The 22,893-nt window shown below is 72.6% G+C and carries 21 protein-coding genes; 7 read left to right on the top strand and 14 right to left on the bottom strand.

From position 1 onward, the window contains the following. Positions 1–35: 35 nt before the first annotated feature. Positions 36–704: a translation initiation factor IF-3 gene (gene infC / locus DWB77_RS30475; RefSeq protein ID WP_216826929.1), complete on the bottom strand. Its 669-nt coding sequence runs from the start codon at positions 702–704 to the stop codon at positions 36–38. A gap of 372 nt (positions 705–1,076) precedes the next feature. On the opposite strand from infC, the gene DWB77_RS30470 reads away from it, so the two are divergent. After that, complete coding sequence (locus tag DWB77_RS30470) at positions 1,077–1,436, top strand: DUF1844 domain-containing protein (RefSeq protein ID WP_120725041.1); 360 nt, start codon at positions 1,077–1,079, stop codon at positions 1,434–1,436. A gap of 46 nt (positions 1,437–1,482) precedes the next feature. Here the strand turns inward: DWB77_RS30470 and DWB77_RS30465 are convergent, their stop codons facing one another. The 3 genes from DWB77_RS30465 to DWB77_RS30455 form a co-directional block, all read right to left on the bottom strand. Continuing rightward, the gene (locus DWB77_RS30465) at positions 1,483–2,211 is read right to left on the bottom strand and encodes an SseB family protein (RefSeq protein WP_120725039.1); all 729 of its coding nucleotides are present in this window, start codon (positions 2,209–2,211) and stop codon (positions 1,483–1,485) included. 49 nt (positions 2,212–2,260) lie between these two features. Continuing rightward, positions 2,261–3,487 carry a type VII secretion-associated serine protease mycosin gene (gene mycP, locus DWB77_RS30460; protein WP_428985163.1) on the bottom strand — a complete coding sequence of 409 codons (1,227 nt, stop codon included), beginning with the start codon at positions 3,485–3,487 and terminating at the stop codon, positions 2,261–2,263. A 152-nt stretch (positions 3,488–3,639) separates the two neighbouring features. After that, positions 3,640–4,695, bottom strand: coding sequence for a hypothetical protein (locus DWB77_RS30455; RefSeq protein ID WP_120725035.1), 1,056 nt, complete (start codon positions 4,693–4,695; stop codon positions 3,640–3,642). Between the two features lie 193 nt (positions 4,696–4,888). Between DWB77_RS30455 and DWB77_RS30450 the strand changes: the two genes are divergently transcribed. Then, complete coding sequence (locus tag DWB77_RS30450; RefSeq protein ID WP_120725033.1) at positions 4,889–6,091, top strand: amino acid deaminase/aldolase; 1,203 nt, start codon at positions 4,889–4,891, stop codon at positions 6,089–6,091. Between the two features lie 69 nt (positions 6,092–6,160). On the opposite strand, the gene DWB77_RS30445 is transcribed toward DWB77_RS30450, so the two are convergent. From DWB77_RS30445 to DWB77_RS30425, 5 genes are all read right to left on the bottom strand, one after another. Then, positions 6,161–7,087, bottom strand: a complete 927-nt coding sequence (locus DWB77_RS30445) for a DUF2510 domain-containing protein (protein ID WP_120725031.1) — start codon at positions 7,085–7,087, stop codon at positions 6,161–6,163. Between the two features lie 22 nt (positions 7,088–7,109). Then, on the bottom strand, positions 7,110–8,393 hold the full coding sequence (locus tag DWB77_RS30440; protein WP_216826875.1) for a haloacid dehalogenase-like hydrolase: 1,284 nt from the start codon (positions 8,391–8,393) through the stop codon (positions 7,110–7,112). Positions 8,394–8,512: 119 nt separating this feature from the next. Then, positions 8,513–9,328 carry a 3-oxoacyl-ACP reductase gene (locus DWB77_RS30435; RefSeq protein WP_120725029.1) on the bottom strand — a complete coding sequence of 272 codons (816 nt, stop codon included), beginning with the start codon at positions 9,326–9,328 and terminating at the stop codon, positions 8,513–8,515. 6 nt (positions 9,329–9,334) lie between these two features. Then, positions 9,335–10,705: an aldehyde dehydrogenase family protein gene (locus DWB77_RS30430; RefSeq protein WP_120725027.1), complete on the bottom strand. Its 1,371-nt coding sequence runs from the start codon at positions 10,703–10,705 to the stop codon at positions 9,335–9,337. Between the two features lie 8 nt (positions 10,706–10,713). Then, entirely contained in the window at positions 10,714–12,078 is a 1,365-nt protein-coding gene (locus DWB77_RS30425; protein ID WP_120725025.1) for a glutamine synthetase family protein, read from the bottom strand. Positions 12,079–12,155: 77 nt separating this feature from the next. On the opposite strand from DWB77_RS30425, the gene DWB77_RS30420 reads away from it, so the two are divergent. The 4 genes from DWB77_RS30420 to DWB77_RS30405 all read left to right on the top strand — a co-directional run bounded on the left by DWB77_RS30420 (position 12,156) and on the right by DWB77_RS30405 (position 16,275). Continuing rightward, a complete protein-coding gene (locus tag DWB77_RS30420; protein ID WP_428985162.1) occupies positions 12,156–12,908 on the top strand; it encodes a FadR/GntR family transcriptional regulator in 753 nt (250 codons plus the stop codon). Positions 12,909–13,117: 209 nt separating this feature from the next. Then, positions 13,118–14,569: an ethanolamine permease gene (gene eat / locus DWB77_RS30415; protein ID WP_120725023.1), complete on the top strand. Its 1,452-nt coding sequence runs from the start codon at positions 13,118–13,120 to the stop codon at positions 14,567–14,569. 28 nt (positions 14,570–14,597) lie between these two features. Next, complete coding sequence (locus DWB77_RS30410; RefSeq protein ID WP_120725021.1) at positions 14,598–15,284, top strand: gamma-glutamyl-gamma-aminobutyrate hydrolase family protein; 687 nt, start codon at positions 14,598–14,600, stop codon at positions 15,282–15,284. A gap of 307 nt (positions 15,285–15,591) precedes the next feature. Then, entirely contained in the window at positions 15,592–16,275 is a 684-nt protein-coding gene (locus DWB77_RS30405; RefSeq protein WP_120725019.1) for a GNAT family N-acetyltransferase, read from the top strand. 33 nt (positions 16,276–16,308) lie between these two features. Here the strand turns inward: DWB77_RS30405 and DWB77_RS30400 are convergent, their stop codons facing one another. Continuing rightward, positions 16,309–17,238 (bottom strand): LysR family transcriptional regulator, encoded by a 930-nt coding sequence (locus tag DWB77_RS30400; RefSeq protein ID WP_120725017.1) that lies wholly within the window; start codon positions 17,236–17,238, stop codon positions 16,309–16,311. A 70-nt stretch (positions 17,239–17,308) separates the two neighbouring features. Here DWB77_RS30400 and DWB77_RS30395 point away from each other — a divergent pair, with 70 nt between their 5' ends. Beyond that, positions 17,309–18,421: a TDT family transporter gene (locus tag DWB77_RS30395; protein WP_120725016.1), complete on the top strand. Its 1,113-nt coding sequence runs from the start codon at positions 17,309–17,311 to the stop codon at positions 18,419–18,421. Positions 18,422–18,435: 14 nt separating this feature from the next. Here DWB77_RS30395 and DWB77_RS30390 read toward each other — a convergent pair whose 3' ends face one another. The 4 genes from DWB77_RS30390 to DWB77_RS30375 form a co-directional block, all read right to left on the bottom strand. Beyond that, positions 18,436–19,149, bottom strand: coding sequence for a helical backbone metal receptor (locus tag DWB77_RS30390; protein ID WP_120725014.1), 714 nt, complete (start codon positions 19,147–19,149; stop codon positions 18,436–18,438). A 31-nt stretch (positions 19,150–19,180) separates the two neighbouring features. Then, complete coding sequence (locus DWB77_RS30385; protein ID WP_120725012.1) at positions 19,181–19,735, bottom strand: helix-turn-helix domain-containing protein; 555 nt, start codon at positions 19,733–19,735, stop codon at positions 19,181–19,183. 201 nt (positions 19,736–19,936) lie between these two features. Then, a complete protein-coding gene (locus DWB77_RS30380; protein ID WP_120725010.1) occupies positions 19,937–21,739 on the bottom strand; it encodes an ABC transporter permease/substrate binding protein in 1,803 nt (600 codons plus the stop codon). Then, a complete protein-coding gene (locus DWB77_RS30375; RefSeq protein WP_120725008.1) occupies positions 21,732–22,835 on the bottom strand; it encodes a quaternary amine ABC transporter ATP-binding protein in 1,104 nt (367 codons plus the stop codon). Before DWB77_RS30375 ends, DWB77_RS30380 begins: the two co-directional genes overlap by 8 nt. Between the last annotated feature and the right edge of the window lie 58 nt (positions 22,836–22,893).

The raw sequence follows: 22,893 nt of genomic DNA, 5'->3' as shown, positions 1-22,893 counted from the left end.
GTATCGGTTGATATCCGGAACGGGCTGTCCCGGAATCAGGCCTCGGCGGGGTGTTCCTCGGCCACGGCTTCGGCGGCGGGCGCCTCGGCCACGGACTCGTCCTCGACGGACTCGTCCGACGTGGCCGCCTGACCCTGGCGCTCCGCCTTGCGGGCCGCCTGGGCCTCGCGGGCTTCGGCCATCGCCTCGGTCTTCTTCTTGTGCGGACCGAGGACCATGATCATGTTTCGGCCGTCCTGCTTCGGGCTGGACTCGACGAAGCCGAGGTCCTCCACGTCCGAAGCGAGGCGCTGGAGCAGTCGGTAGCCGAGCTCCGGCCGGGACTGCTCACGACCACGGAACATGATCGTGATCTTGACCTTGTCGCCCTGCTTGAGGAACCGGACGACGTGACCCTTTTTGGTGTCGTAGTCGTGCGGGTCGATCTTCGGCCGGAGCTTCATCTCCTTGATGACCGTGTGCGCCTGGTTCTTGCGCGCCTCACGGGCCTTCATGGCCGACTCGTACTTGAACTTCCCGTAGTCCATGAGCTTGCACACGGGCGGACGGGCGGTCGCCGCGACCTCGACCAGGTCGAGGTCATACTCCTGGGCGAGCTCCAGGGCCTTGGCAAGCGGAACAATTCCGACCTGCTCGCCGCTGGGGCCGACAAGTCGGACCTCGGGGACGCGAATCCGGTCGTTGATGCGGGGCTCGGCGCTGATGGATCCTCCTCAGTAGCACCACACGACTGTCTGGGGGACAGCCGCGTATGTCTCTAGTGACGTGACCAACCGCCGGAAGGCACAAAAAATGCCCCGGACGGACACAGGCGGGGCTCCAAGAAAACCGGAACACCGCCGCGGTCCACCGCGGGGCGCACATCGGGCGGCTCCATCGTCCGTACGGAACGATGGGGGCCACCTGACCGGAAGACCCGCCTCCCGTGAGGGTGGTCGGGTGGGAGATCGGAGCCTCCACTTGTGGGCCGGGCACACGTGCCTGGCCGGTCGTTACACAAGGCTAGCAGCAACGGGACGGGCGGGCTAATCGAGTGCGCGGGAGGAGGGGGCGCGCGCACCGCATATCGTGTGGGCATGAGTGAGACGCCCCCCAATGAAACCGCAGACTTCGACACCATGGCCCGCGACATCGCGGAGGTTCCCGCGGTCGAGGTGATCGTGACGGTCGCCGTCAACCTGATGAGCGCCGCCGCCGTGAAGCTCGGTCTGACCGAGGAGGGCGACCAGTACAAGGACCTCGACGAGGCCCGCAAGCTGGTGCACGCCCTGGCCGGGCTGCTCGACGCCGGGGCGACCGAGATCTCGTCGTTCCACGCCGCCCCGCTGCGGGACGGCCTCAAGTCGCTTCAGCTGGCGTTCCGCGAGGCGTCCATCGTGCCGGACGCGCCGGGCCAGGGCCCGGGCGAGAAGTACACGGGCGCCGTCTTCGGCTGAGCCCGCCCACCCGCCTGCCTGCCTGCCGAACGGGCCGCTCCTCACCTCACCGGGTGAAGAGCGGCTCGTTCGGCTGTGGGGCGCCGGGCGGCAGCAGAGCGAGGTCGAGGCCCTCGACGAGGCGGGCGCGCAGGGTCTCGTCGGCGGCGATCAGCTCGGCCACCCGGCGCCCCGCCTCGGCGGGCACCGCGCCCTCGGCGAGCACCAGGGCGAGCGTGCCGTCCGCGCTGCCGGGGCCGAGGTGGGCGCGGACCACGGCGGGTACGGCGGCCACCGCCGAGCGCACCGCCTCGATCACCGAGGGGTCCTGGAGCGGGTCCGCGCTGTCACGTCCCTCCGCGAGGGCGAGCAGGGCCGCGCCCTTCAGTTCGTACGCCACCGGGCCCGCGAGGTCGATGACCACGGTGTCCGCCTTCTCGTGCACGGCCGCCGCGAGGGCCTGGTGCAGCGGCACGGCGACCGGCCGGGCCGCGGGGTCCCACAGCGCCAGCGCCTCGATCGAGGTGAACGCGGGCAGCGCCGTGCGGTCGCCCGCCTTCAGCGTGGGGACCGCCATGTCGCTGGTTTTTTCGCGCTTCAGGCCGTTCTCGTCGATCTCGCTCTCGCCGAGCATCGCCACCACGGGCACGAGCAGTCTGGCCGTGCGCAGGGCGGCGAGGACCCGCGGCTCGGCCGATCGGTCCTTCGTCCAGGCGGCCAGCGCCTCGGTCAGTTCGGGGGCGGCAGTGCCGTCGTCGTCGGAGAAGCCGGAATCCGGAATGTTCTTGAGCGCCACGTCACGAGCCTAGCCGGGCCCTTTCGCCGTGCTCCCGCGGCCCGTCGGCTCAGAGCCACTCGCGCGGGGTCCTGACCCGGGTGGAGCGCCAGAGCGCCACCCCGGCGCCGAGCAGCAGGACGCCGCCGCCCGCCGAGAGGGGGGCCAGCCAGTTCGCCGGGTCGTCGGAGGCGACGGCCGCGTCCGGGCCGCCCCCGAGGTACGTCGTGCCGTACGCCGCGGACTCCGGGCGCAGCCCCGCGGGCTTCAGCTCGGCCGCGGCGGCGAGGGCGGCGGCCGGGTCGATCATGCCGTAGCCGCGGGCGTCGTCGCGGCCGCCCTCGGGGGCGTTGCGGGCGGTGTCCTCAAGGAGCTGCTTGATCTGTGCCGGGGTGAGTCCGGGGTGCGCGGCACGGACCAGGGCGACGGCGCCGGAGACGAACGCGGAGGCGGCGCTGGTGCCCCAGCCCTCGTAGTACTTGCGGTCCGGGTCGGCTATGACGACGTCCACGCCGGGGGCGCTGACGGTGGCGTACCAGCGCCGGGTGGAGAAGGAGGCGTGGGTGCCGTTCTTGTCGACGGCGGCCACCGCGATGACGCCCGGGTAGGCGGCCGGGTAGGAGATGTGGTCGCCCTGGTCGCCGCCGTTGCCCGCGGAGGCCACGACGACGGCGCCCTTGAGAAGCGCGTACTGGATCGCGGCGTCCTCGCCGGGTTCGGGGTGTGCGGACGCGCTGTCGTCGCCGAGCGAGAGGTTGATGACGTCGGCGCCGTTGTCTGCGGCCCAGCGGATGCCCGCGGCCAGGGCGCCGCCCTTGGTCTCGCGGGCCTGTTTGCGGGCCGGGTCGGTGGACTCCAGGATGACCCGGACCGGCAGGATCTTGGCCTCGGGGGCGATGCCGAGGACCCCCGCTCGGTTCCCCGTGCCGTGGCCGTGGCCCGCCACGATGCCGGCCATGGCGGTGCCGTGCCGGGCCCAGTCGCGGCTGCCCTGCCCGGCCCCGAACCCGATGAGGTCGTTGCCGGGCAGCACCTGCCCGGCGAGGTCGGGATGGCTGCCGTCGACCCCGGTGTCCAGAACGGCGACGGTGACGCCCGCGCCCTTGGTCGTACGCCACGCCTGCTCGGTGTGCATGGCCGCCAGCTCCCACTGCCGGTCCCGGATGCCGTCGGCGTGGGCCGGCGCGGCGGAGAGCAGCAGGGTGAGCACGGCCACCGAGGCGAGGGCGGCGACGCGGCGCGGCAGCCGGGGGGCGGAGCCGGCCGGAACGGACGCGGGCCAGGAGGGCGCGGTCACGCCAACGGAGGCCCCGGTCGCGGAGGTTCGGGCCCCGGTGGTTCGGGCCGCGGAGGCCCCGGTCGCAGAGGTTCGGGCCCTGGAGGTTCGGGTCCTGGAGGTTCGGGTCCCGGACGTTCCGGGCGCAGAGGTCCCGGTCGCGGAGGTTCGGTTCATGGGGCGGGCTCCGGGCTGGCGGCGGCCTTCTTGCGCAAGCCGCGTTCGACGGTGTCGGCGATGCCCTTGGCGTCATGGCCGAGACCCGATTCGGCGACGGGTCCGCTCGCGCCGCCGGCCGTGGCCTGCTCGGCGGACTGGGGGGCGGCGAAGCGGCGGCCGTCGGCGAAGCCGGAGGTGGCGGTCACCACCACGGGCGCGTCGGTGAGGACCCGGATCGTCCAGCTCGCCCGCTGCTTGTCGCCGAACGCGGCGGCGGCGGTGCCCTTGACGGGGTAGGCGCGCGGCATCAGATCGGAGCGGGCGCCCAGCTTCTCGGTGCTGAACCGGTTCGCCAGGGCGGCCATCGCGGCGGGTTCGCCCTCGGTGAAGACCAGGCCGACGGTGGTCACCCCGCTGTGGGTGGCATCGGTGTAGGTGGCGCGCACCATGCGGGCGCAGCCGACCGGTTGGAGGACCGTGAGCAGCAGCGGGTCGAGGGCGTCCGCGCATCCGCTGTCCGGCGCGACCCCGACGCGGGTCCACTCGCGGTCGGCGCCCCCGGGGCCCGCGCCTGTGCCGCGGATGGTGCGCGGGAAGAGGGTGTCGACGGGCACGCTGTGCCACAGCTCGCGGGCGGCCGTGTAGGTGTTGGTGGCGGTGGGCCCGTCGGAGTCGTGGTCGAGCCAGGTGCCGGCGGCGGCCCCGCCGATGAGGCCGGTGCCGAGCACCGCGCAGATCATCGCGGCCGCCACGCGCCCGGGCCGGCGCGCGGGCACCGGCCGCAGCGGGCCCGGCTCGTCGGAGAGCGGCTCCGGGGGGAGCAACGGCCTGGGCGGGGCGGCGGGCGGCGGGGGTATCGCGGGAGGGCGCGGGGCCGAAGGCGCGGGCGATATGGGGGTGTTGGGCAGGACCGGTCCCGGATCGATCAGGTCGAGGGCGGAGCGGAGGCGGTCCGCCGCCTCTTCGGACGTCGGTGCCGGGGCACCCGCGGCGGGGGCGTCGAAGGGCTGCGCTTGTGGTGCGGGCGGCGGTGGTTGAGGGGAGCTCGGGGGTCGTGCGTCGGTGGTCATCCGCCCCCCTTGTGCCCCTCTTGCCGTCCAGCTCAGCCCGTTACCGCCAGGGCGTCACTCTACGGGCTGATCCCGTGCGAACGCAGACCGGCCGGGATCCGCGTCCGCATCGACCCCGGCCGCCCGCCACCGCCGGGCACATCCGCCCCGTCCTCCCCTACCTTGTGGTAACCCGTTCTGGCAGGCTTCCGCCATGACACCCCGCGCCGCTGACCGCGCCCGGTACGACCGGACGACCGCTCATCTCGATGCGCCCCTGGCCATCGTCGATCTGGAGGCGTTCGACGCCAACGCGGACGACCTGGTCCGCCGGGCGGCCGGCAAGCCGATCCGGGTGGCCAGCAAGTCGGTACGGTGTCGTGCGCTCCTCGAGCGGGTGCTGACGCGGCCCGGGTTCGCCGGGATCATGTCGTTCACGCTCGCCGAGTCGCTGTGGCTGGCGCGGGCCGGGTTCGAGGACGTGCTGCTCGCCTATCCGTCCGCCGACCGGGCCCGCTTCGCCGAACTGACCTCGGACCCCAAGCTGGCCGAAGCCGTCACGGTGATGGTGGACGATCCGGCCCAGCTCGACCTCGTGGACGGGGCGCGCGAGGGCGGGGGCCTGGAGGTGCGGGTCTGTCTGGAACTGGACACCTCGCTCCAGCTGTTCGGCGGCCGGGTGCGCGTCGGTGCCCGCCGCTCCCCCCTGCGCACCCCCGCCCAACTCGCCGAGCTGGCCCGCGCGGTGGCGCGCCGACCCGGGTTCCGGCTGGTGGGTCTGATGGCGTACGAGGGTCATGTCGCCGGGGTCGGGGACGCGGTGGCGGGCAGTCCGCTGCGCTCGCGCGCGATCCGTCTGATGCAGAGCGCGGCACGCAAGGAGCTGGCGGCGCGTCGCGCCGAGGTGGTGCGTGCGGTGCGGGCGGTCGCACCGGACCTGGAGTTCGTCAACGGCGGCGGCACCGGCAGTGTGCAGCACACCGCGGCCGAGGCGGCGGTGACCGAGATCGCCGCGGGTTCGGGGCTCTACGTGCCGCGCCTCTTCGACAACTACACGTCGTTCAGCGGGCGTCCGGCCGCGCTGTTCGCCCAGCCGGTGGTGCGCCGGCCGGGTGTCGGTGTCGTCACCGTGCTCGGCGGGGGCTATCCCGCGTCGGGTGCGCCCGGCGCGGACCGGCTGCCGGTGCCGTATCTGCCGGAAGGGCTGCGCTATGACGGGCAGGAGGGCGCCGGTGAGGTGCAGACGCCGCTGCTGGGGTCCGCGGCGGACGATCTCCTGATCGGCGACAAGGTGTGGTTCCGGCACGCCAAGGCGGGTGAACTGTGCGAGCGCTTCGCGCAGTTGAGCCTCGTCGAGGGCGACCGGGTGACGGCGACCGTGCCGACGTACCGGGGTGAGGGGCAGACCTTCCTGTAGGCCCGCCGGTCACGGGGACGGAGCCTGTAGGCCCGCCGGTCACGGGGACGGAGCCTGTAGGCCCGCCGGTCACGGGGACGGAGGGGGCAGGCTGGTGCCGACTCCGCCGTTCCCGCCGCCGCCGAGGGGCACGATGCCGCGCGTGATGGTGTCCATGAGCGCGAGCGGCGGTCCGTCGGGACCCGCGTCGAAGGCGAATCGCGCGATGACCATCGCCTCGCTGCCCACCGTGGAGGGGAAGGCGAGCGACTCGACGTAACCGCCGGGTCCCGAGCCGGTCGTGACCTGCCAGCGCACCAGGTATCCGGTGCGGCCGTCGACCACCACGGGGCCGGACTTCACCTCGTGGTGCGCGGTGATGCCGTTGTAGAGGCGGGTGCCCACCGCGTCGTGGTCGTAGGCGTCGTTCGCGGCGTCCGCGATGTCGTGCCGGGCGACGGCTTCGGCGGTCTTGAGGTCGCTCGCGGTCGCCGTCGACGTGGTGACCTTGCCGTGGTGGCAGAACCCCGAGCCGCCGGGGCAGTCATAGGTGTCCTTCGTCACCATGGTGAGGAGTTCGCCCACCATGTCGTCGCTCTTCTCCCAGCCGTCCGGGATGGGCAGGGTGATGCCGTTGAGCTGGTCGACCAAGGTGTGGGGATCGTCCGAAGGCCCCGAACCAGGGCGCGCGGACGGGGAGTTGACGACCTGCGGGGCGGTGGCGCTCCTGCTCGCGCCGGTGGTGCGCGGTTCGTCGTCCGGGCCGCCGAGGACGGCGAACCCGCCGGCGACCGCGGCCGCCAGGACCACGGCGGCGAACCCGGCGACCACCAGCGGCCGGCGTCGCCGTACGGCGGGCGCGGTCACCGCGGTCACCGGCGTGACCGGCTGCGGCGGCCCGAAGGACCGGCCCGCCACCGGCCGGGTGTGGGCGCTCCAGGTGGCGCCGTCCCACCAGCGTTCGGTGCCGGGCGCGCCCGGGTCCGGGTACCAGCCGGGCGGGGTCGTCATGCTCATGGCCCACACCCTAGGACCGTGCTCAGCCGCCGTACACCGTGTCCCGCTGGTTCGGGACGACCGAGCCGTCGGCGCGGCGCACGGGGGCCGCGGTGCCGTCGTGGTCGGTGTAGCCGGTGGTCGCGCAGGGGTAGGGCGCCGCTTTTTGGCCCTTGGGCTCGATGAACATCGGGTTCACGATCCAACGGCCGTCGCTGTCGTCGTACGCCCGGCACATCAGCTCGTTCTTGTTGCGGTTCAGGACGAGCCGCAGCCCGGTGGCGTCGCGCAGGAAGGAGACGTCGGTGTCGGAGTCGCCGGCCGCGAACACCTGGCGCCTGGTGGCGGGTTGGACCTTCTCGGCGGCGGCGCCCCGCACGCCGAAGATCTCCTGGTTGATCCAGCAGCGCTTGCCGTCGATGTAGGTGATCATCGAGTCGTCGCCGTCCTTGGCGGCGCCGCAGCCCTTGAGGTGGGAGGTGATGCGGCCGTGCTCGGTGGTGGAGCGGATGCCGATGGCGTGGTCCGGCTCGACGCCCGCGCCGCGCGCCCAGGCGTCGACGACGGGCTCGGGCGAGGCGGAGGTGATCCAGACGTCGAAGCCCGCCTTCTTCAGCGTGCGGATCAGGTCGCGCTGCTGGTCGTAGTAGCGCACCCACGCCGTCGCCCTGGTGTTGCTGCCCACGGTCTGGACGGCGTCGGCCGGCGCGTTGAGGTTCTGGGTGCGGGCCGCGCTCGCGAAGGCCCTGACCTGGGCCGGGGTCCAGCCGTGCAGGAGCTGGGCGAGCCAGGCGTAGGAGGGCTCGATGGTGCGGCGGTCGTAGCCGGCGAAGGCGGGGGCGCCCTTGCCGGTCCTGCCCTCGCCGTAGACCGCGAGCATCTCATCGGCGCACCGGGTGTCGGTGGCGGTCGGCAGGGTGGTGGAGCGGCCGGCCGGGCAGGCGGCGGCGAGGGACGTCGCCGCGTCGTCGGTCAGATAGCGGCTGGTGGTGTGCCAGTCCCCGCGCACCGGGCGCTGGATCTTGGAGTTGCGCAGCAGCCAGTACATCGTGGCGTCGCCGACGTCGTTCTTGACGACGGTGTTGTCCCAGTCGAAGACTGCGACCGGCTTCTTGCCGTGGCCCGCGCCCGCACCGCACGTCCCGTAGGTGTCGATCAGGTCCTGGATGCGGGCCTGGTTGTCCCCGTACCACCCGTCGGAGACGGTCAGTTGGGGACAGTGGGGCGTCCGCGCCTCGGCGGGCTGGGCGGCGGCAAGGCCGGCGGCGGCCAGGGAGAGGGCCGCGGCGAGGACCGGCAGGCGCCGGGCGGTGCTGGACGTGGACACGCTGGCGGACTCCTGTCGTCGGGTGGATCATCGCGGACGGTAGACAGCACAGCCGGGCGTCGTGCGACGCCCGGCTGCCGGGTGGGTGACCCCGGGGTGAACAACCGGGGTGGACGGTCCTAGAGGGGGGTGACGTACGCCCCGGAGATGCCGCCGTCCACCAGGAAGTCGGTGGCGTTGATGAACGAGGAGTCGTCGCTGGCGAGGAAGGCGACGGCGGCGGCGATCTCGTCGGCCTCGGCGAACCGGCCCGCCGGAATGTGCACCAGACGGCGCGCCGCGCGCTCCGGGTCCTTGGCGAACAGCTCCTGGAGCAGCGGGGTGTTGACCGGGCCCGGGCACAGCGCGTTGACGCGAATGCCCTCGCGGGCGAACTGCACACCGAGCTCGCGGGACATGGCGAGCACGCCGCCCTTGGAGGCGGTGTAGGAGATCTGCGAGGTGGCCGCGCCCATGACGGCCACGAACGAGGCGGTGTTGATGATGGAGCCCCGGCCCTGGCGCTGCATGTACGGCAGCGCGGCCTTGCAGCACAGATAGACGGAGGTGAGGTTGACCTCCTGGACGCGGCGCCAGGCGTCGAGCCCGGTGGTGAGGATGGAGTCGTCGTCGGGCGGCGAGATGCCCGCGTTGTTGAACGCGATGTCGACGCTGCCGTAGGTGTCGAAGGCCGTCTTGAAGAGGGCCTCGACCTGCTCCTGGTCGGTGACGTCGACCCGGACGAAGGTGCCGCCGACGGCTTCGGCCGCGGCCTTTCCGGCGCGCTCGTCGATGTCGCCGCACACCACGTGGGCGCCCTCGGCGGCCAGGCGCCGGGCGGTGGCGAGGCCGATGCCGCTGCCGGCTCCGGTGATGACGGCGGTGCGGCCGACCAGGCGGCGGCAGACGGGGGTCCGGGGGGAGCCCCCCGAGGTCGTTGCGGTGTCGTCGGTCATGGGTGCTCAGGCCTCCGTGCTGATGAAGACGTTCTTGGTCTCGGTGAATGCGGTGAGGGCGTCGGGGCCGAGCTCGCGGCCGAGGCCGGACTGCTTGTAGCCGCCGAAGGGGGTCGAATAGCGCACGCTGGAATGGGAGTTGACGGAGAGGTTGCCGGCCGCGACGGCCCGCGAGACGCGCAGCGCGCGGCCCACGTCCCGGGTCCAGATCGACCCGGAGAGCCCGTACTCGGTGGCGTTGGCGAGCCGCACCGCGTCCTCCTCGTCCTCGAAGGGCAGGACGACCGCGACCGGCCCGAAGACCTCCTCGACGGCGGCGGGCGCGTCCGGGTCGAGCCCGGTCAGGACGGTCGGCGGGAACCAGAACCCGGGCCCCTCGGGCGCGCTGCCGCGCAGGCCCGGCGCGTCGTCGGCGACATAGGAGCGGACCCGCTCCAGTTGGACGCGTGAGATCAACGGGCCCATCTGCGTCTTCTCGTCCGACGGGTCGCCGACCACGATCTGCTCGATCCCGGGGCCGAGCAGGTCCATGAAGCGGTCGTACGCGGTGCGCTGGACCAGGATGCGGGTGCGGGCGCAGCAGTCCTGGCCGGAGTTGTCGAGGAAGGACATGGGGGTGGCGGCCGCGGCCGCCTCGATGTCGGCGTCCGCGAAGACGATGTTGGGGCTCTTGCCTCCGAGTTCGAGGGTCACCCGCTTCACGCGCTCGGCGCACGTGGCCATGATCTGCTTGCCGACCCGGGTCGAGCCGGTGAAGACGATCTTCGCGACGCCGGGGTGTTCCACCAGGGCGTTCCCCGCGATGGCGCCCGCTCCCGGCAGCACCTGGAAGAGGCCTTCGGGAAGCCCGGCTTCCAGGGCGAGTTCGGCCAGGCGAAGGGCGGTGAGCGGGGTGGTCTCGGCGGGCTTGAGGATCACCGCGTTGCCGGCCGCGAGCGCGGGGGCGGTTCCCCAGGCGGCGATCGGCATCGGGAAGTTCCAGGGGGCGATGACGCCGATCACGCCGAGCGGTTCGAGGAGGGTGATGTCGAGGCCTCCCGCGACCGGGATCTGACGGCCACTCAGGCGCTCCACTCCCCCGGCCGAGAAGTCGAGCAGATCGCGGACGTTGCCGGCCTCCCAGCGGGCGTTGCCGATGGTGTGGCCGGCCTCGCGCACCTCCAACCGGGCCAGTTCCTCGACGTGTTCGTCGACGAGGGCCGCGAAGCGGCGCAGCAGCCGGGCCCGGTCGGCGGGGGCCGCGGCGGCCCAGCGGTGCTGGGCGGCGCGGGCCCGTACGACCGCGGCGTCGACGTCGGCCGGGGTGGCTCCCGGGACGGTAGCGATCACTTCCTCGGTGGCCGGGTTGAGCACCTGAAGTTCGTATGCGGTGGACACGTCGTTCCTCACAGGCGTTCGAAGGAGCGGCGCAGCTCCCAGTCGGTCACCGCGGCGTCGAACGCGTCGAGCTCGACCCGCGCCATGTTGCGGTAGTGCGCCACGACCTCGTCCCCGAAGGCGGCCCGGGCGATGGGGCTGTTCTCCCACAGCTCGGCGGCCTCGCGCAGGGTGGTGGGGACGTGGGCGTAGTCGCCGGTGTAGGCGTTGCCGGTGCAGGCCTCGGGCAGCTCCAGCTTGTTCTCGATGCCGTACAGGCCGGCCGCGACGAGTCCGGCGACGGCGAGGTGCGGGTTGACGTCGCCGCCAGGGAGGCGGTTCTCGAAGCGGGTCGCGGCGCCGTGGCCGACGACGCGTAGGGCGCAGGTGCGGTTGTCGTGCCCCCAGGCGACGGCGGTGGGGGCGAAGGAGCCCGGCTGGAAGCGCTTGTAGGAGTTGATGTTCGGCGCGTACAGCAGGGAGAAGTCGCGCAGCGCGGCGAGCTGTCCGGCCAGGAAGTGGCGCATCACCGGCGACATGTGATCGGGTCCGTCGCCCGCCATCACATTGCGGCCGTCCTCATCGGTGAGCGAGAGGTGGATGTGGCAGGAGTTGCCCTCGCGCTGGTCGTACTTGGCCATGAAGGTGAGCGACACGCCCTCCTGGGCCGCGATCTCCTTGGCGCCCGTCTTGTAGATGGCGTGCTGGTCACAGGTGACCAGGGCCTCGTCGTAGCGGAAGACGATCTCGTGCTGGCCCGGGTTGCACTCGCCCTTGGCGGACTCGACGGTGAGCCCCGCGGCCTGCATCTCGTTGCGGATGCGGCGGAGGAGCGGCTCGATGCGGCCGGTGCCGAGCACCGAGTAGTCGATGTTGTACTGGTTGGCCGGGGTGAGGCCCTTGTAGCCGGCGTCCCAGGCCTGCTCGTAGCTGTCCTTGAAGACGATGAACTCCAGCTCGGTGCCGACCTGGGCGGTGTAGCCGAGCTCGGCCAGACGCTCCAGTTGGCGGCGGAGGATCTGGCGGGGGGCCGCGACGACCGGGGTGCCGTCGTTCCAGCCGAGGTCGGCGATGAGCATCGCGGTGCCCTCGTTCCAGGGCACGCGGCGCAGTGTGGCCGGGTCGGCGCGCATGGCGAAGTCGCCGTAGCCGCGCTCCCAGGACGACATCGCGTAGCCGTCGACCGTGTTCATCTCGGTGTCGACGGCGAGCAGGTAGTTGCAGCCTTCGGTGCCGTGGGCCAGGACCTCGTCGAGGAAGAATCCGGCGGCGAAGCGCTTGCCCTGCAACCGCCCTTGCATATCGGGGAAGGCGAGGACGACAGTGTCGATCTCACCGCTCGCGACGAGGGCGCGCAGCTCATCGAGCGCGAGCGGGGGTGTGCGGTCTGCCACGGGAAGCTCCTCCTTGGGTCAGCCGAGAGCCATAAGGTATGGGGTAGAACCATTGATTGGGAAGGGGAATCCACGACGTGGCGAAGAAGATCGACTCGGCGGGGCGCCCGCAGGGCCGCGCACCGGACCCGTTCGTCCCCGTGCTGCGCACCGTACGGGCCGGGAACGGCTTCGAGGAGGCGCTGGAGCAGATTCTCCAACTGCTGCGTCTGGGTCTCGTCCCGGCCGGTGAACGGCTGCCCGCCGAGCGGGAGTTGGCCGAGCGGATGGGGATCAGCCGGGTCACCCTGCGCGAGGTGCTCAAGGTGCTCCAGGACCAGGGCCTGGTGGAGAGCCGGCGCGGCCGGTACGGCGGCACGTTCGTGCTGCCCCGGCCGGACGGGGGCGGCGAGGACGAGCTGCGCCGGCGCGTCGCCTCGGTCGACGTCGAGGACATCCTGCGGTTCCGGGAGGTCCTGGAGGTCGGCGCGGCCGGGCTGTGCGCGGCGCACGGGCTCGACGGGGCCGGCGCCGAGCGCCTGCGCTCCGCGCTCACCGCCACCCACGACGCCGAACTCACCGACTACCGCCGCCAGGACACCCTGCTCCACCTCACGCTGGCCGAGCTCTCGGGTTCGCCGACGCTCACCGCCCAGTACGCGGCGGTGCGGGCCACCGTCAACGACCTCCTGGACTGCATTCCGCTCCTGGTGCGCAATCTGGAGCACTCCCAGCACCAGCACACCGCGCTGGTCGAGGCGGTGCTCGACGGCGACGCGGATGGGGCGCGCGAGGTGATGCGCGAGCACTGCGGGGGCACGGCGGCGCTGCTGCGCGGCTTCCTGACCTGAGCGGTCGGGCCGCACTCCCGCCCGGGCCGCGCTCCCACCCGGGCGAGATCGCCACCCGCGTGGCCGCCGCGCCGAGCCGGGTCGCGCGCCCCGGCGTTTTCCGTAACCGCGGTTTTACGTCCACCCCTTGCGCATCCCCCTGCCCTCCAGCAAAGGTATGCAGCCGAACCATTGACCTGATCTCTCTCGACGATCATCTGGAGCGGCTCATGGCCGAGCGCACCGACCTCCGCACCGCACCGCCCACCTCCGCCGAGGACGACTATCTGCACCGGCGCACCCTGCGGCGCGGCAGCGCCGGGTGGCTGCTGCTCACCGGGCTCGGCGTCGCCTATGTGGTCTCGGGCGACTTCTCCGGCTGGAACATCGGACTGTCCAAGGGCGGCTTCGGCGGGCTCGCCACGGCCACCGCCCTGATGGGCGTCATGTACGCCTGCCTGGTGTTCTCGCTGGCCGAGCTCTCCGCCATCCTGCCCACCGCGGGCGGCGGTTACGGCTTCGCGCGCCGGGCGCTCGGCACCTGGGGCGGCTTTCTGACCGGCACCGCGATCCTCATCGAGTACATCCTGGCGCCCGCCGCGATCTCGCTCTTCATCGGCGACTACGTCGAATCGCTCGGCCTGTTCGGGCTCACCTCCGGCTGGCCCGTGTACCTCGCCTGCTTCGCGATCTTCATCGGGATCCACTTGTGGGGCGTGGGCGAGGCGCTGCGCTTCAGCCTCGTGGTCACGGCGATCGCGGTCGCCGCCCTGCTGGTCTTCGCCGTCGGCGCCTTCACCGACTTCGACGCCTCCCGGCTCAACGACATCCCGGTGGACGCCTCCGCGCTCGGCTCCAGCACCTGGCTGCCGTTCGGGGTGCTCGGCATCTGGGCCGCGTTCCCCTTCGGCATGTGGTTCTTCCTCGGCGTCGAGGGGGTGCCGCTGGCGGCCGAGGAGGCCAAGGACCCGGTGCGCTCCATGCCGCGCGCGCTCGCCATCTCGCTTTCGGTCCTGGTGCTGCTGGCCGTGGTCACCTTCTTCGCGGCGACCGGGGCACACGGCTCGGCCGCCCTCAAGGACGCGGGCAACCCGCTGGTCGTGGCGCTCCAGGGCGACGGCGGCCCGACCGCCCTGAGCCGCTTCGTCAACTACGCGGGGCTCGCGGGCCTGGTGGCCTCGTTCTTCTCACTGATCTTCGCGGGTTCGCGCCAGCTCTTCGCCCTGTCCAGGGCGGGCTATCTGCCCCGCTTCCTCTCCCTGACCAGCCGCCGCAAGTCGCCCTATCTGGGCCTGCTGATCCCCGGCGCGATCGGCTTCGCGCTCGCGGCCTGGAGCGGCAACGGCGGCCGCATGCTGAACGTGGCGGTGTTCGGCGCCACCATCTCCTACGCCCTGATGGCCCTCTCGCACCTGGTGCTGCGCCGGCGCGAGCCGGACCTGGAGCGGCCCTACCGCACCCCCGGCGGCGTCCTGACCTCCTCCGTCGCCTTCGTCCTCGCGCTCTTCGCGCTGGTGGCCACGTTCCTGGTGGACCGGGACGCGGCCTTCATCGCGCTGGGTGTCTACGCGATCGCGCTGGCCTACTTCGCCTTCTACAGTCGCCACCGTCTGGTCGCCCACGCGCCCGAGGAGGAGTTCGCCGCCCTGGCCGCCGCCGAGGCCGAACTCGCCCGGGACTGAAACCGCCCACCGAACGGAGACCGCCGCCGTGCCCAAGCCGCTCATCGGCATCAGTACGTATCTGGAGCCCGCCCGCTGGGGCGTGTGGGACCTGCCCGCCGCCCTGCTGCCCGCCGGATACCCCCGGCTCGTCCGGGCCAGTGGCGCACTCGCCGCGATGCTGCCGCCCGACGAGGGGCCGACCGCGGCGGCCGAGGTGGTGGCGCGCCTGGACGGGCTGATCATCGCGGGCGGCGCCGATGTGGAGCCGGTCCGGTACGGGGCTGAGCCGTCGCCCCGTACCGGGCCCCCCGCCCGCGAGCGGGACGCCTGGGAACTCGCCCTGATCGACGCGGCCCTGGCCTCGGGCACCCCACTGCTCGGCATCTGCCGGGGCCTCCAGCTCCTGAACGTGGCACTCGGCGGCACGCTGGTGCAGCACCTGGACGGGCACACCGGCGGCCGGGGCGTGTTCGGCGAGCACACGGTCAAACCGGTGCCGGGCACGCTCTACGCCTCGCTCGTGCCCGAGGCGGCGGAGGTTCCGACCTACCACCACCAGTGCGTGGACCGCCTGGCGAGCCCTCTGATCGCCTCGGCCCACGCGGAGGACGGCACCGTGGAGGCGGCCGAATTGCCCGGCGCCGCCTGGGTCCTGGGCGTCCAGTGGCACCCCGAGATGGGCCGCGACACCCGCGTCACCGAGGGCCTGGTCCGGGCCGCGGCCAGGCGCTGAGACCCTGCTCGGGGCCCTGGGCGAGGGCCCTCGGCCCGGCCGGGAGGAGCGGACCGACACGCCCGGAAACCCGCGCCCCGGCGAGGGGGTGACGATTGAGGGATCGGCCGGGTATCTTCCTCTCGCCGCCCCTATCAGGCGGATTCTCCGAGACTCCTCGCCTTCACCTGGCCGCTCGTTCCTCTTCCCGCACTCGTTCCTTCCCTGGCCATTTCACGGACACATCCTGACCGTGTGTTCCTCCGTGTCCCCGCTCCCCGCCCACCGGTGGGAAAGCTCCGCCGCGCCCCGAAGGACCGAAGGCCCCGTGCCCGCACCCGTCATCCTGTCGGGCCGTTCCGTACGGCTCGAACCGCTCGCCCCCTGCCACGCTCCGGCCCTGGCCGCCGCCGCGGCGGCCGATCGGACCTCGTACGCCTTCACGCCCGTGCCGCACGGCCTGGACGCGGCGTATGCCTACATCCACAGCGCGCTGGCCGACCAGGAGGCCGGCCGGACGCTGGCGTTCGCGACCGTACGGGCCGCCGACGGCCTGGTCGTGGGCTCGACCCGGTTCTGTGAACTCGACTACTGGGACGGGCCCGTGGTGTGGCCGCCCGCGCCGCGCGGCCCGCTGACCGGCGCGGCCGACGCGGTTCCGGACGCGGCCGACATCGGCGGCACCTGGCTCTCCGCGCACGCCCAGGGCACCGGCATCAACACCGAGGCCAAGCTGCTCATGTTCCAGCACGCCTTCGACACCTGGCGGGTGCGCCGGATCTCGCTGCGCGCGGACGCCCGCAACACCCGCTCGCGGGCCGCCATCGAAGGTCTTGGCGCGGTCTGCGAGGGGGTGCGCCGGGTCCACACCCGGGGCCTGGACGGACTGGTGCGGGGCACCGCGTTCTACTCCGTACTCGACGAGGAGTGGCCGACGGTGCGCCGCACCATCGAGGAGCGCCTGGCCCGCGCCCGTCGTGAGGTCAACGGCCGCCGCCTGGTGCCTGCCTGACGGCCCGTCAGCGAGGATGGGCCGGGCGATCGGTCAGGCCGGGCGGGCGAGCGAGAGCAGATCGCGGGCGGGGCCCGCGGGCAGCGGGCCCCGGCGCCACACCGCGCGCAGATCGCGCCGCAGCCGTACGCCCTCGACCGGGATCCGCACCAGGCGCCGGGCGGCCAGCTCCTCGCCGAGGGCGAGTTCGCTGAGCACCGACGGCCCCGCCCCGCTGACCACGGACGCCTTCACCGCGGTGGTGGAGGACAGCTCGATGAGGGGTTCGGCGAGCCCGCCGTGGGCGGCCAGCGCCGCGTCCAGGACCTGGCGGGTGCCCGAGCCCTGTTCGCGCTGGATGAGCGGGGTGGCGGCCAGTTCGGCCGGCGAGAGCGGGTGCTGTCGCCGGGCCCAGGGGTGCGAGGGGGCCGCGACCACGACGAGCCGGTCGTGGCCGATGACCGCCGAGTCCAGGCCTGCGGGCACCCCCAGGCCTTCGACGAAGCCCAGGTCGGCCTCGTCGCCGAGCAGCCGCTCCGCGACCACGGCCGAGTTCCCCGCGCTCAGCGACACCGCGGTGCCCGGCCAGCGCCCGCGCAGCGCGATCAGCCAGCCTGGCAGCAGATACTCGGCGATCGTCATGCTAGCGGCGACCCGCAGCCGCGAGTCCCGGCGCCCGCGCAGCGCCTGGGCGCCCGCGTCGAAGGCCTCGGCCGCCTCCACCACGCGCCGCGCCCAGTCCGTCACGAGGACCCCCTCGGCGGTGAGCCGGGAGCCGCGCGGGGAGCGGTCGACGAGGGTGACCCCCAGAAGGCGCTCCATCGAGCGGACCCGGCTGCTCGCGGCGGGCTGGGTGATGCCGAGGTCGCGGGCGGCCCGCCCGAGGCTGCCGTAGCGGGCGACCGCGAGCAGCAGCTCCATCGCCCCCAGGTCCGGCACCCGGTGGGCGAGGGGGGCTGTGTCCTCGGGGCCGCTCACGCTCATAAACCCAGCTTATGGGCTCATAGCTCCAAGAGGCGTGGCGGGGGCCGACGGCCGCGACGAAGCTGGATGCATGGCCACCCTCACACCACCCCGCGCCCACACCCGAGCACCCGTCGCCGTCCGCCGGCCCGCACTGCGCCACCTCGGGCCGAACTGGTACGCCGCGGTCATGGGGACGGCCGTCGTCGCGAACGCGGGCGCGGGCCTGCCGTTCCACGTGCCGGGCCTTTCGGTGGTCTGGGCGCTCTCACTGGCCCTGCTCGTGGTGCTGCTGGCGGCCCGCGCCGGGCACTGGCTGCACCACCGCGACCAGGCCCGCACCCACCTCCTCGACCCCACCGTCGCGCCGTTCTACGGCTGTATGTCGATGGCGTACCTGGCCGTCGGCATCGGCTCGCTGTCCGTCGGCGCCGACCTGATCGGCGAGAGCGCGGCGGTGCCGCTCGCGTGGGTGTTGTACGGCGTGGGCACCGTGACGGGTCTGGTGGCCGCCGTGGCCGTCCCGTATCTGATGGTCGCCCGGCACGACGTCGCTCCGGGCAGCGCCTCCCCCGTCTGGTTGCTGCCCGTGGTCGCCCCCATGGTGTCGGCGACGCTCGGCCCCCTGCTCGTCCCCCACCTGCCCGCGGGTCAGGCCCGCGAGGCGATGCTGCTCGGCTCGTACGCGATGTTCGGGATGAGCCTGCTGGCGACCCTGGTCATCCTGCCCGTGGTGTTCTCGCGTCTGATCCACCGGGGCGCGCTGCCGCTCTTCCTCACCCCGACCCTGTTCCTGGTGCTCGGCCCGCTCGGCCAGTCCACCACCGCCGTGAACAAGCTGGCCGACGTGGCCGGCGGTGCGATCGGCGCCCCGTACGCCAACGGCATGGGCGCCTTCGCCGTCCTGTACGGCGTGCCGGTGATGGGCTTCGCCCTGATGTGGCTGGCGCTCGCGGTGGCCATGGTCGTCCGGGCGGCCCGGCGCGGCATGGGCTTCGCGATGACCTGGTGGGCCTTCACCTTCCCCGTCGGCACCTGTGTCACCGGCGCCGAGGGGCTCGCCCGCCACACCCAACTGCACGCCTTCGACTGGCTGGCGGTCGCCCTGTACGTCCTGCTGGTGACGGCCTGGCTGGTGGCCGGGTTCCACACCGTACGGGGGCTGGTGAACGGAAAGCTGCTCGCGGCGCCCGTGACGAAGTAAGCCCTCGTGCGCCCTTACGCGACGGTCCCGAGCGCCGCGCCGAGCACGGCCGGCGCGGTCACCAACGACGGCCCGTACCAAGTGAGTTGGCGGCCGTCCACGAGGGCGGCGGGCAGCGCGGGGAAGGCCTCGGGGCCGTCGTCGGGGGTGAAGCGGTAGGGCTCGTCGGGCAGCACGACGAGGTCGGCGCCCGCCGCGTTCAGCGCGTCGATGCTGATGCGGGGATAGCGCTCGGCGTGTCCGGCGTAGACGTTGTGCACGCCGAGCCGGGCCAGCACGTCGCCCGCGAAGGTGTCGCGGCCGAGGACCATCCAGGGGCGCCGCCAGATCGGCACGACGGCCCGGCGTCCAGGGCCCGGGCGCACCCTCGCCCACGCCCGCTCGGCGTCGTCCAGCCAGCGGGGCCGGGCGAGGCCGCAGCCGTCCACGAGGACCCGCTCCAGTTCGGCGAAGGCCCCCGGCAATGTGCGGACCTCGGTGACCAGGACGTCGAGCCCGGCGGCGCTCAGGGCGGCCAGGTCGGCGGGCCGGTTCTCCTCCTCGTTGGCGAGGACGAGATCGGGGTCGAGCGCGACGATCCGCTCCACGTCCGGGTTCTTGGTGCCCTTGACCCGGACGGCGTCGAGCCCGGCCGGATGGGTGCACCAGTCGGTGACGCCGACCAGGAGCCCGGGGGCGGTGACCGCGACCGCCTCCGTCAAGGACGGCACGAGCGAGACCACCCTCATCGGTGGCGCGCCCTCTCGCCTGCCTCGCCCATCAGTGGCGGGTCTCCTCGATGGCCTCGATGTGGTCGGCGACGGCCACGATCAGGATGCGGGTGCCGGGCAGCGCCGCCCGCCAGCGGTGGCGCACCCCGCCGGACAGACACAGGGTGTCGCCGCGCTCCAGCCGGTAGGCGCGGCCCTCGGCCTCGACCTCGGCCGCCCCGTCGGCCACGTACATGACCTCGTCGTTGCGGTGCTGGAACTCGCGACCGGTGTCCTGCTCGCCGGTGAACTCCATGGCGTGCAGTTGGTGGTGGCCGCGCAGCAGCTGCCGTACACCGGAGGTCTCGCCCTCGGGTTCGGCCCGTACGACGTCGACGGTGCGGGCGCAGTCGGCGGCGTCGTACAGCTCGCCGACGGTGGTGTTCAGGGCGTCCGCCACGCGCTGGAGGGAGCGGGCGCTGGGACGGGCGCGCTCGTTCTCGACCTGGCTGAGGAACGGCACCGAGAGGCCGCTGCGCTCGGCGACCACGGCGAGGGTGAGGCCGAGGCCGCGGCGCAGACGCCGCACCGCCACTCCGACCCGAAGAGTTTCCTTGTCGTCCATCTCCCGGGCTCCCTCCCCGTTCACCCGGTCCCGTTCGCACCGGCTGCGTGCACGTCACCCTACGCAGCTTCGGGCCCCGAGGGGACCGTCCCGCCGAGATCGTCAAGGGTCGGACGGGTGATCGGGCCGGATCCTCACGTCCGCGGTCGCGGCCGGAAGTCCGGCCGCGACCGCGGAAAGGGGAGGTGGAAGCGGGATCGGCTAGGACGCCACCGGGGTCCACTTGTCGGCCAGACCCGGGTTCTCCTTCAGCCAGTCGCGCACCGCGTCCTGCTCCTTGCCCTTGCCGGTGGACTGGATCTTCGCTTCGAGGCTGGTGAGCTGCTTCTCGTCCATGTGGAAGTTCTTCAGCCACGCGCCGACCTCGGCGTTGTCGGAGGCGAAGCCCTTGCGGGAAAGGGTGTGCACGCCGTCGCCCTTGCCCCAGACGCCCTTGGGGTCCTTGAGCTTCTTCAGGTCGTAGGTGTTGTACGCCCAGTGCGGCGACCAGAGCGGAACCACGATGGGCTCCTTCTTGGCGTACGCCCGCTTCAGCTCGGCCAGCATGCCCGGCGTCGAGCCGTCGACGACCTTGTACTCGCCGTCCAGGCCGTACCCCTTGAGGATCTTGTCCTTCAGGATGCCGGTCTCACCGGCGCTCGGCTCGATGCCGACGATCCGGTTCTGGAACTGGGAGCCCTTGCCCTTCAGGTCGGCGAGGGTGTTGACGTCCTTGACGTAGGACGGCACCGAGAGCTCCAGGGAGGTGGGCCCGTACCAGGAGCCCAGGTCCTCCAGCTTGTCCTGGTACTTCGCCCAGTACTGGGCGTGGGTGGTGGGCAGCCAGGAGTCGGTCTCGAAGTCGATCTGGCCGCCGGCCATGCCGGTGTAGAGCGCGCCCGCCTCGTACTGGCGGGCGTCCACGGTGAAGCCGCGGCGCTCCAGGAGCTCCTTCCACAGGAACGTGGAGGCGACGCCCTCGTCCCACGGGATGTAGCCGAGCGAGATCTTCTTGCCCTTGCCCACGTCCTTGGCGCCGGTGGCCGAGGCCTCGCCGGAGGAGCCGAACATGTTCATGCCGCCCGCGACGAGGGCGAGGACGACCACGCCGACGAGCGCGACGACGGGTTGCGGACGGTGGTTCCAGATCCTGAGGCCGCCGGCGCCGGACTTCGCCTTGGCCAGCGCGCGCCGGCCGAGCGGGGAGACCTGGCGGCTGAGCGCGCCGGTCATCCGGTCCAGGTACATGGCGAGCACGACGATGGAGATGCCGGCCTCGAAGCCGAGACCGATGTCGACGTTGCCGATGGCCCGGTAGACGGCGCCGCCGAGGCCGCCGCCGCCCGCCATGCCGGCGATGACGACCATGGAGAGGCTGAGCATGATCACCTGGTTGATGCCCGCCATGATGGTGGGCAGCGCCAGCGGCAGCTGGACCCGCACCAGCGTGTTGCGCGGGGTGGTGCCGAACGCCTCGGCCGCCTCGACGAGTTCACCGTCGACCTGGCGGATGCCGAGCTCCGTCATGCGCACGCCCGGGGGCAGCGAGAAGACGATGGTGGCGATGATCCCGGGGACCACGCCGACGCCGAAGAAGATGATGCCGGGGATCAGATAGACCATCGCCGGCATGGTCTGCATGAAGTCGAGGACGGGCCGCAGGACGGCGCTGACCGTCTTGGAGCGCGCGGCCCAGATGCCCAGCGGGACCGCCACGACCAGCGTCACGATCGCCGCGACCAGCACCAGCGACAGCGTCGACATGGTGTCGTCCCAGAGCTGGATCGAGTCGATCAGCGCGAAACCGGCGAAGGTGAGCACACCCGCGGACAGGCCGCGCAGCCACCAGGCGACGAGCGCGAGGATGCCCGCGAAGAGCAGCGGCTGCGGTGCGTCGAGCACCGTGTTGATGCCGTCGTACATGCCGTTGACGACCCGCGTGATGGCGTCGAACAGCCAGGAGAAGTGGCTCTGGAGGAAGGTGACGGCGCTGTCGACCCAGTCGCCGAGGTGGAGCCTAGGCATGCGTGGCCACCTCCTTCATCGAGCAGACGGCCGGGCCTTGCGTGTCGTCCCCCAGGAAGGCGATGAGCCGCTCCTGCGGCACGACGCCGAGCAGCGCGCCCTCGCGGTCCTTCACCGCGACCGGGTGCGGCACCCGGGCGGCCACGGCGCAGACGTCGGCGACGGGGGCGTCGGGCAGCACGCTCTCGCAGTCGCACTCGCCCGCGTCGGGGCGGTGCGGGACGGTCATGACGGAGACGGCGGTGAGCACCCGGGAGCGGTCGACGTCCTGGATGAACGAGCTCACGTAGTCATTGGCCGGGGTGAGCAGGATGTCCTCGGCGGTGCCGAGCTGGACTATGCGTCCGTCGCGCATCACGGCGATGTGGTCGCCGAGCCGCATGGCCTCGTTGAGGTCGTGGGTGATGAAGACGATCGTCTTCTTGAGGCGCTTTTGGATTTCGAGCAGCTGGTCCTGCATGTCGCGCCGGATCAGCGGGTCGAGCGCGCTGAAGGACTCGTCCATGAGGAGCAGGTCCGCGTCGGTGGCCAGGGCGCGGGCCAGGCCCACGCGCTGCTGCATACCGCCGGAGAGCTCGTCGGGCCAGGAGTCGCCCCAGCCCGAAAGGCCGGTCAGCTCCAGGGCCTCGGCGGCACGTTTCTCCCGCTCGGCACGGGGCACACCCTGTACCTCGAGGCCGTACGCGGCGTTCTCCAGGACGCTGCGGTGCGGGAACAACGCGAAGTGCTGGAACACCATGCTGATCTTGCTGGAGCGCACCGTACGCAGCTCGCGCGCGGGCAGGCTGGTCAGGTCCTGGCCGTCGAACAGGACCCGGCCCGAGGTGGGTTCGAGCAGCCCGTTGAGCATGCGCAGCAGGGTCGATTTCCCGGAGCCGGAGAGACCCATGACCACGAAGATCTGACCGGGTTCCACCGTGAACGAGGCGTCGATCACCGCCGCGGTCGTCCCGTCCGCACGCAGCTCGTCGCGGTCCGCGCCGCCTTCGAGCTTGCGGACGGCTTCCTCGGGTCGTCTGCCGAACACCTTGTAGAGCTGCTCGGCTTGCAGCCTGGACACATACACCTCACGGGTCGAACTGAAAACGGCCCGCATCCCCCACGGGCGGGCCGTGGAGCGGCGCGGATTCGGTCCGCAGCCCGAGAAATTGTTG

The sequence above is a fragment of the Streptomyces hundungensis genome, assembly GCF_003627815.1.
Taxonomy (GTDB): domain Bacteria; phylum Actinomycetota; class Actinomycetes; order Streptomycetales; family Streptomycetaceae; genus Streptomyces; species Streptomyces hundungensis_A.
Note: the sequence above shows the minus strand (reverse complement) of the source record. Positions and strands in the feature narration are given on the sequence as shown.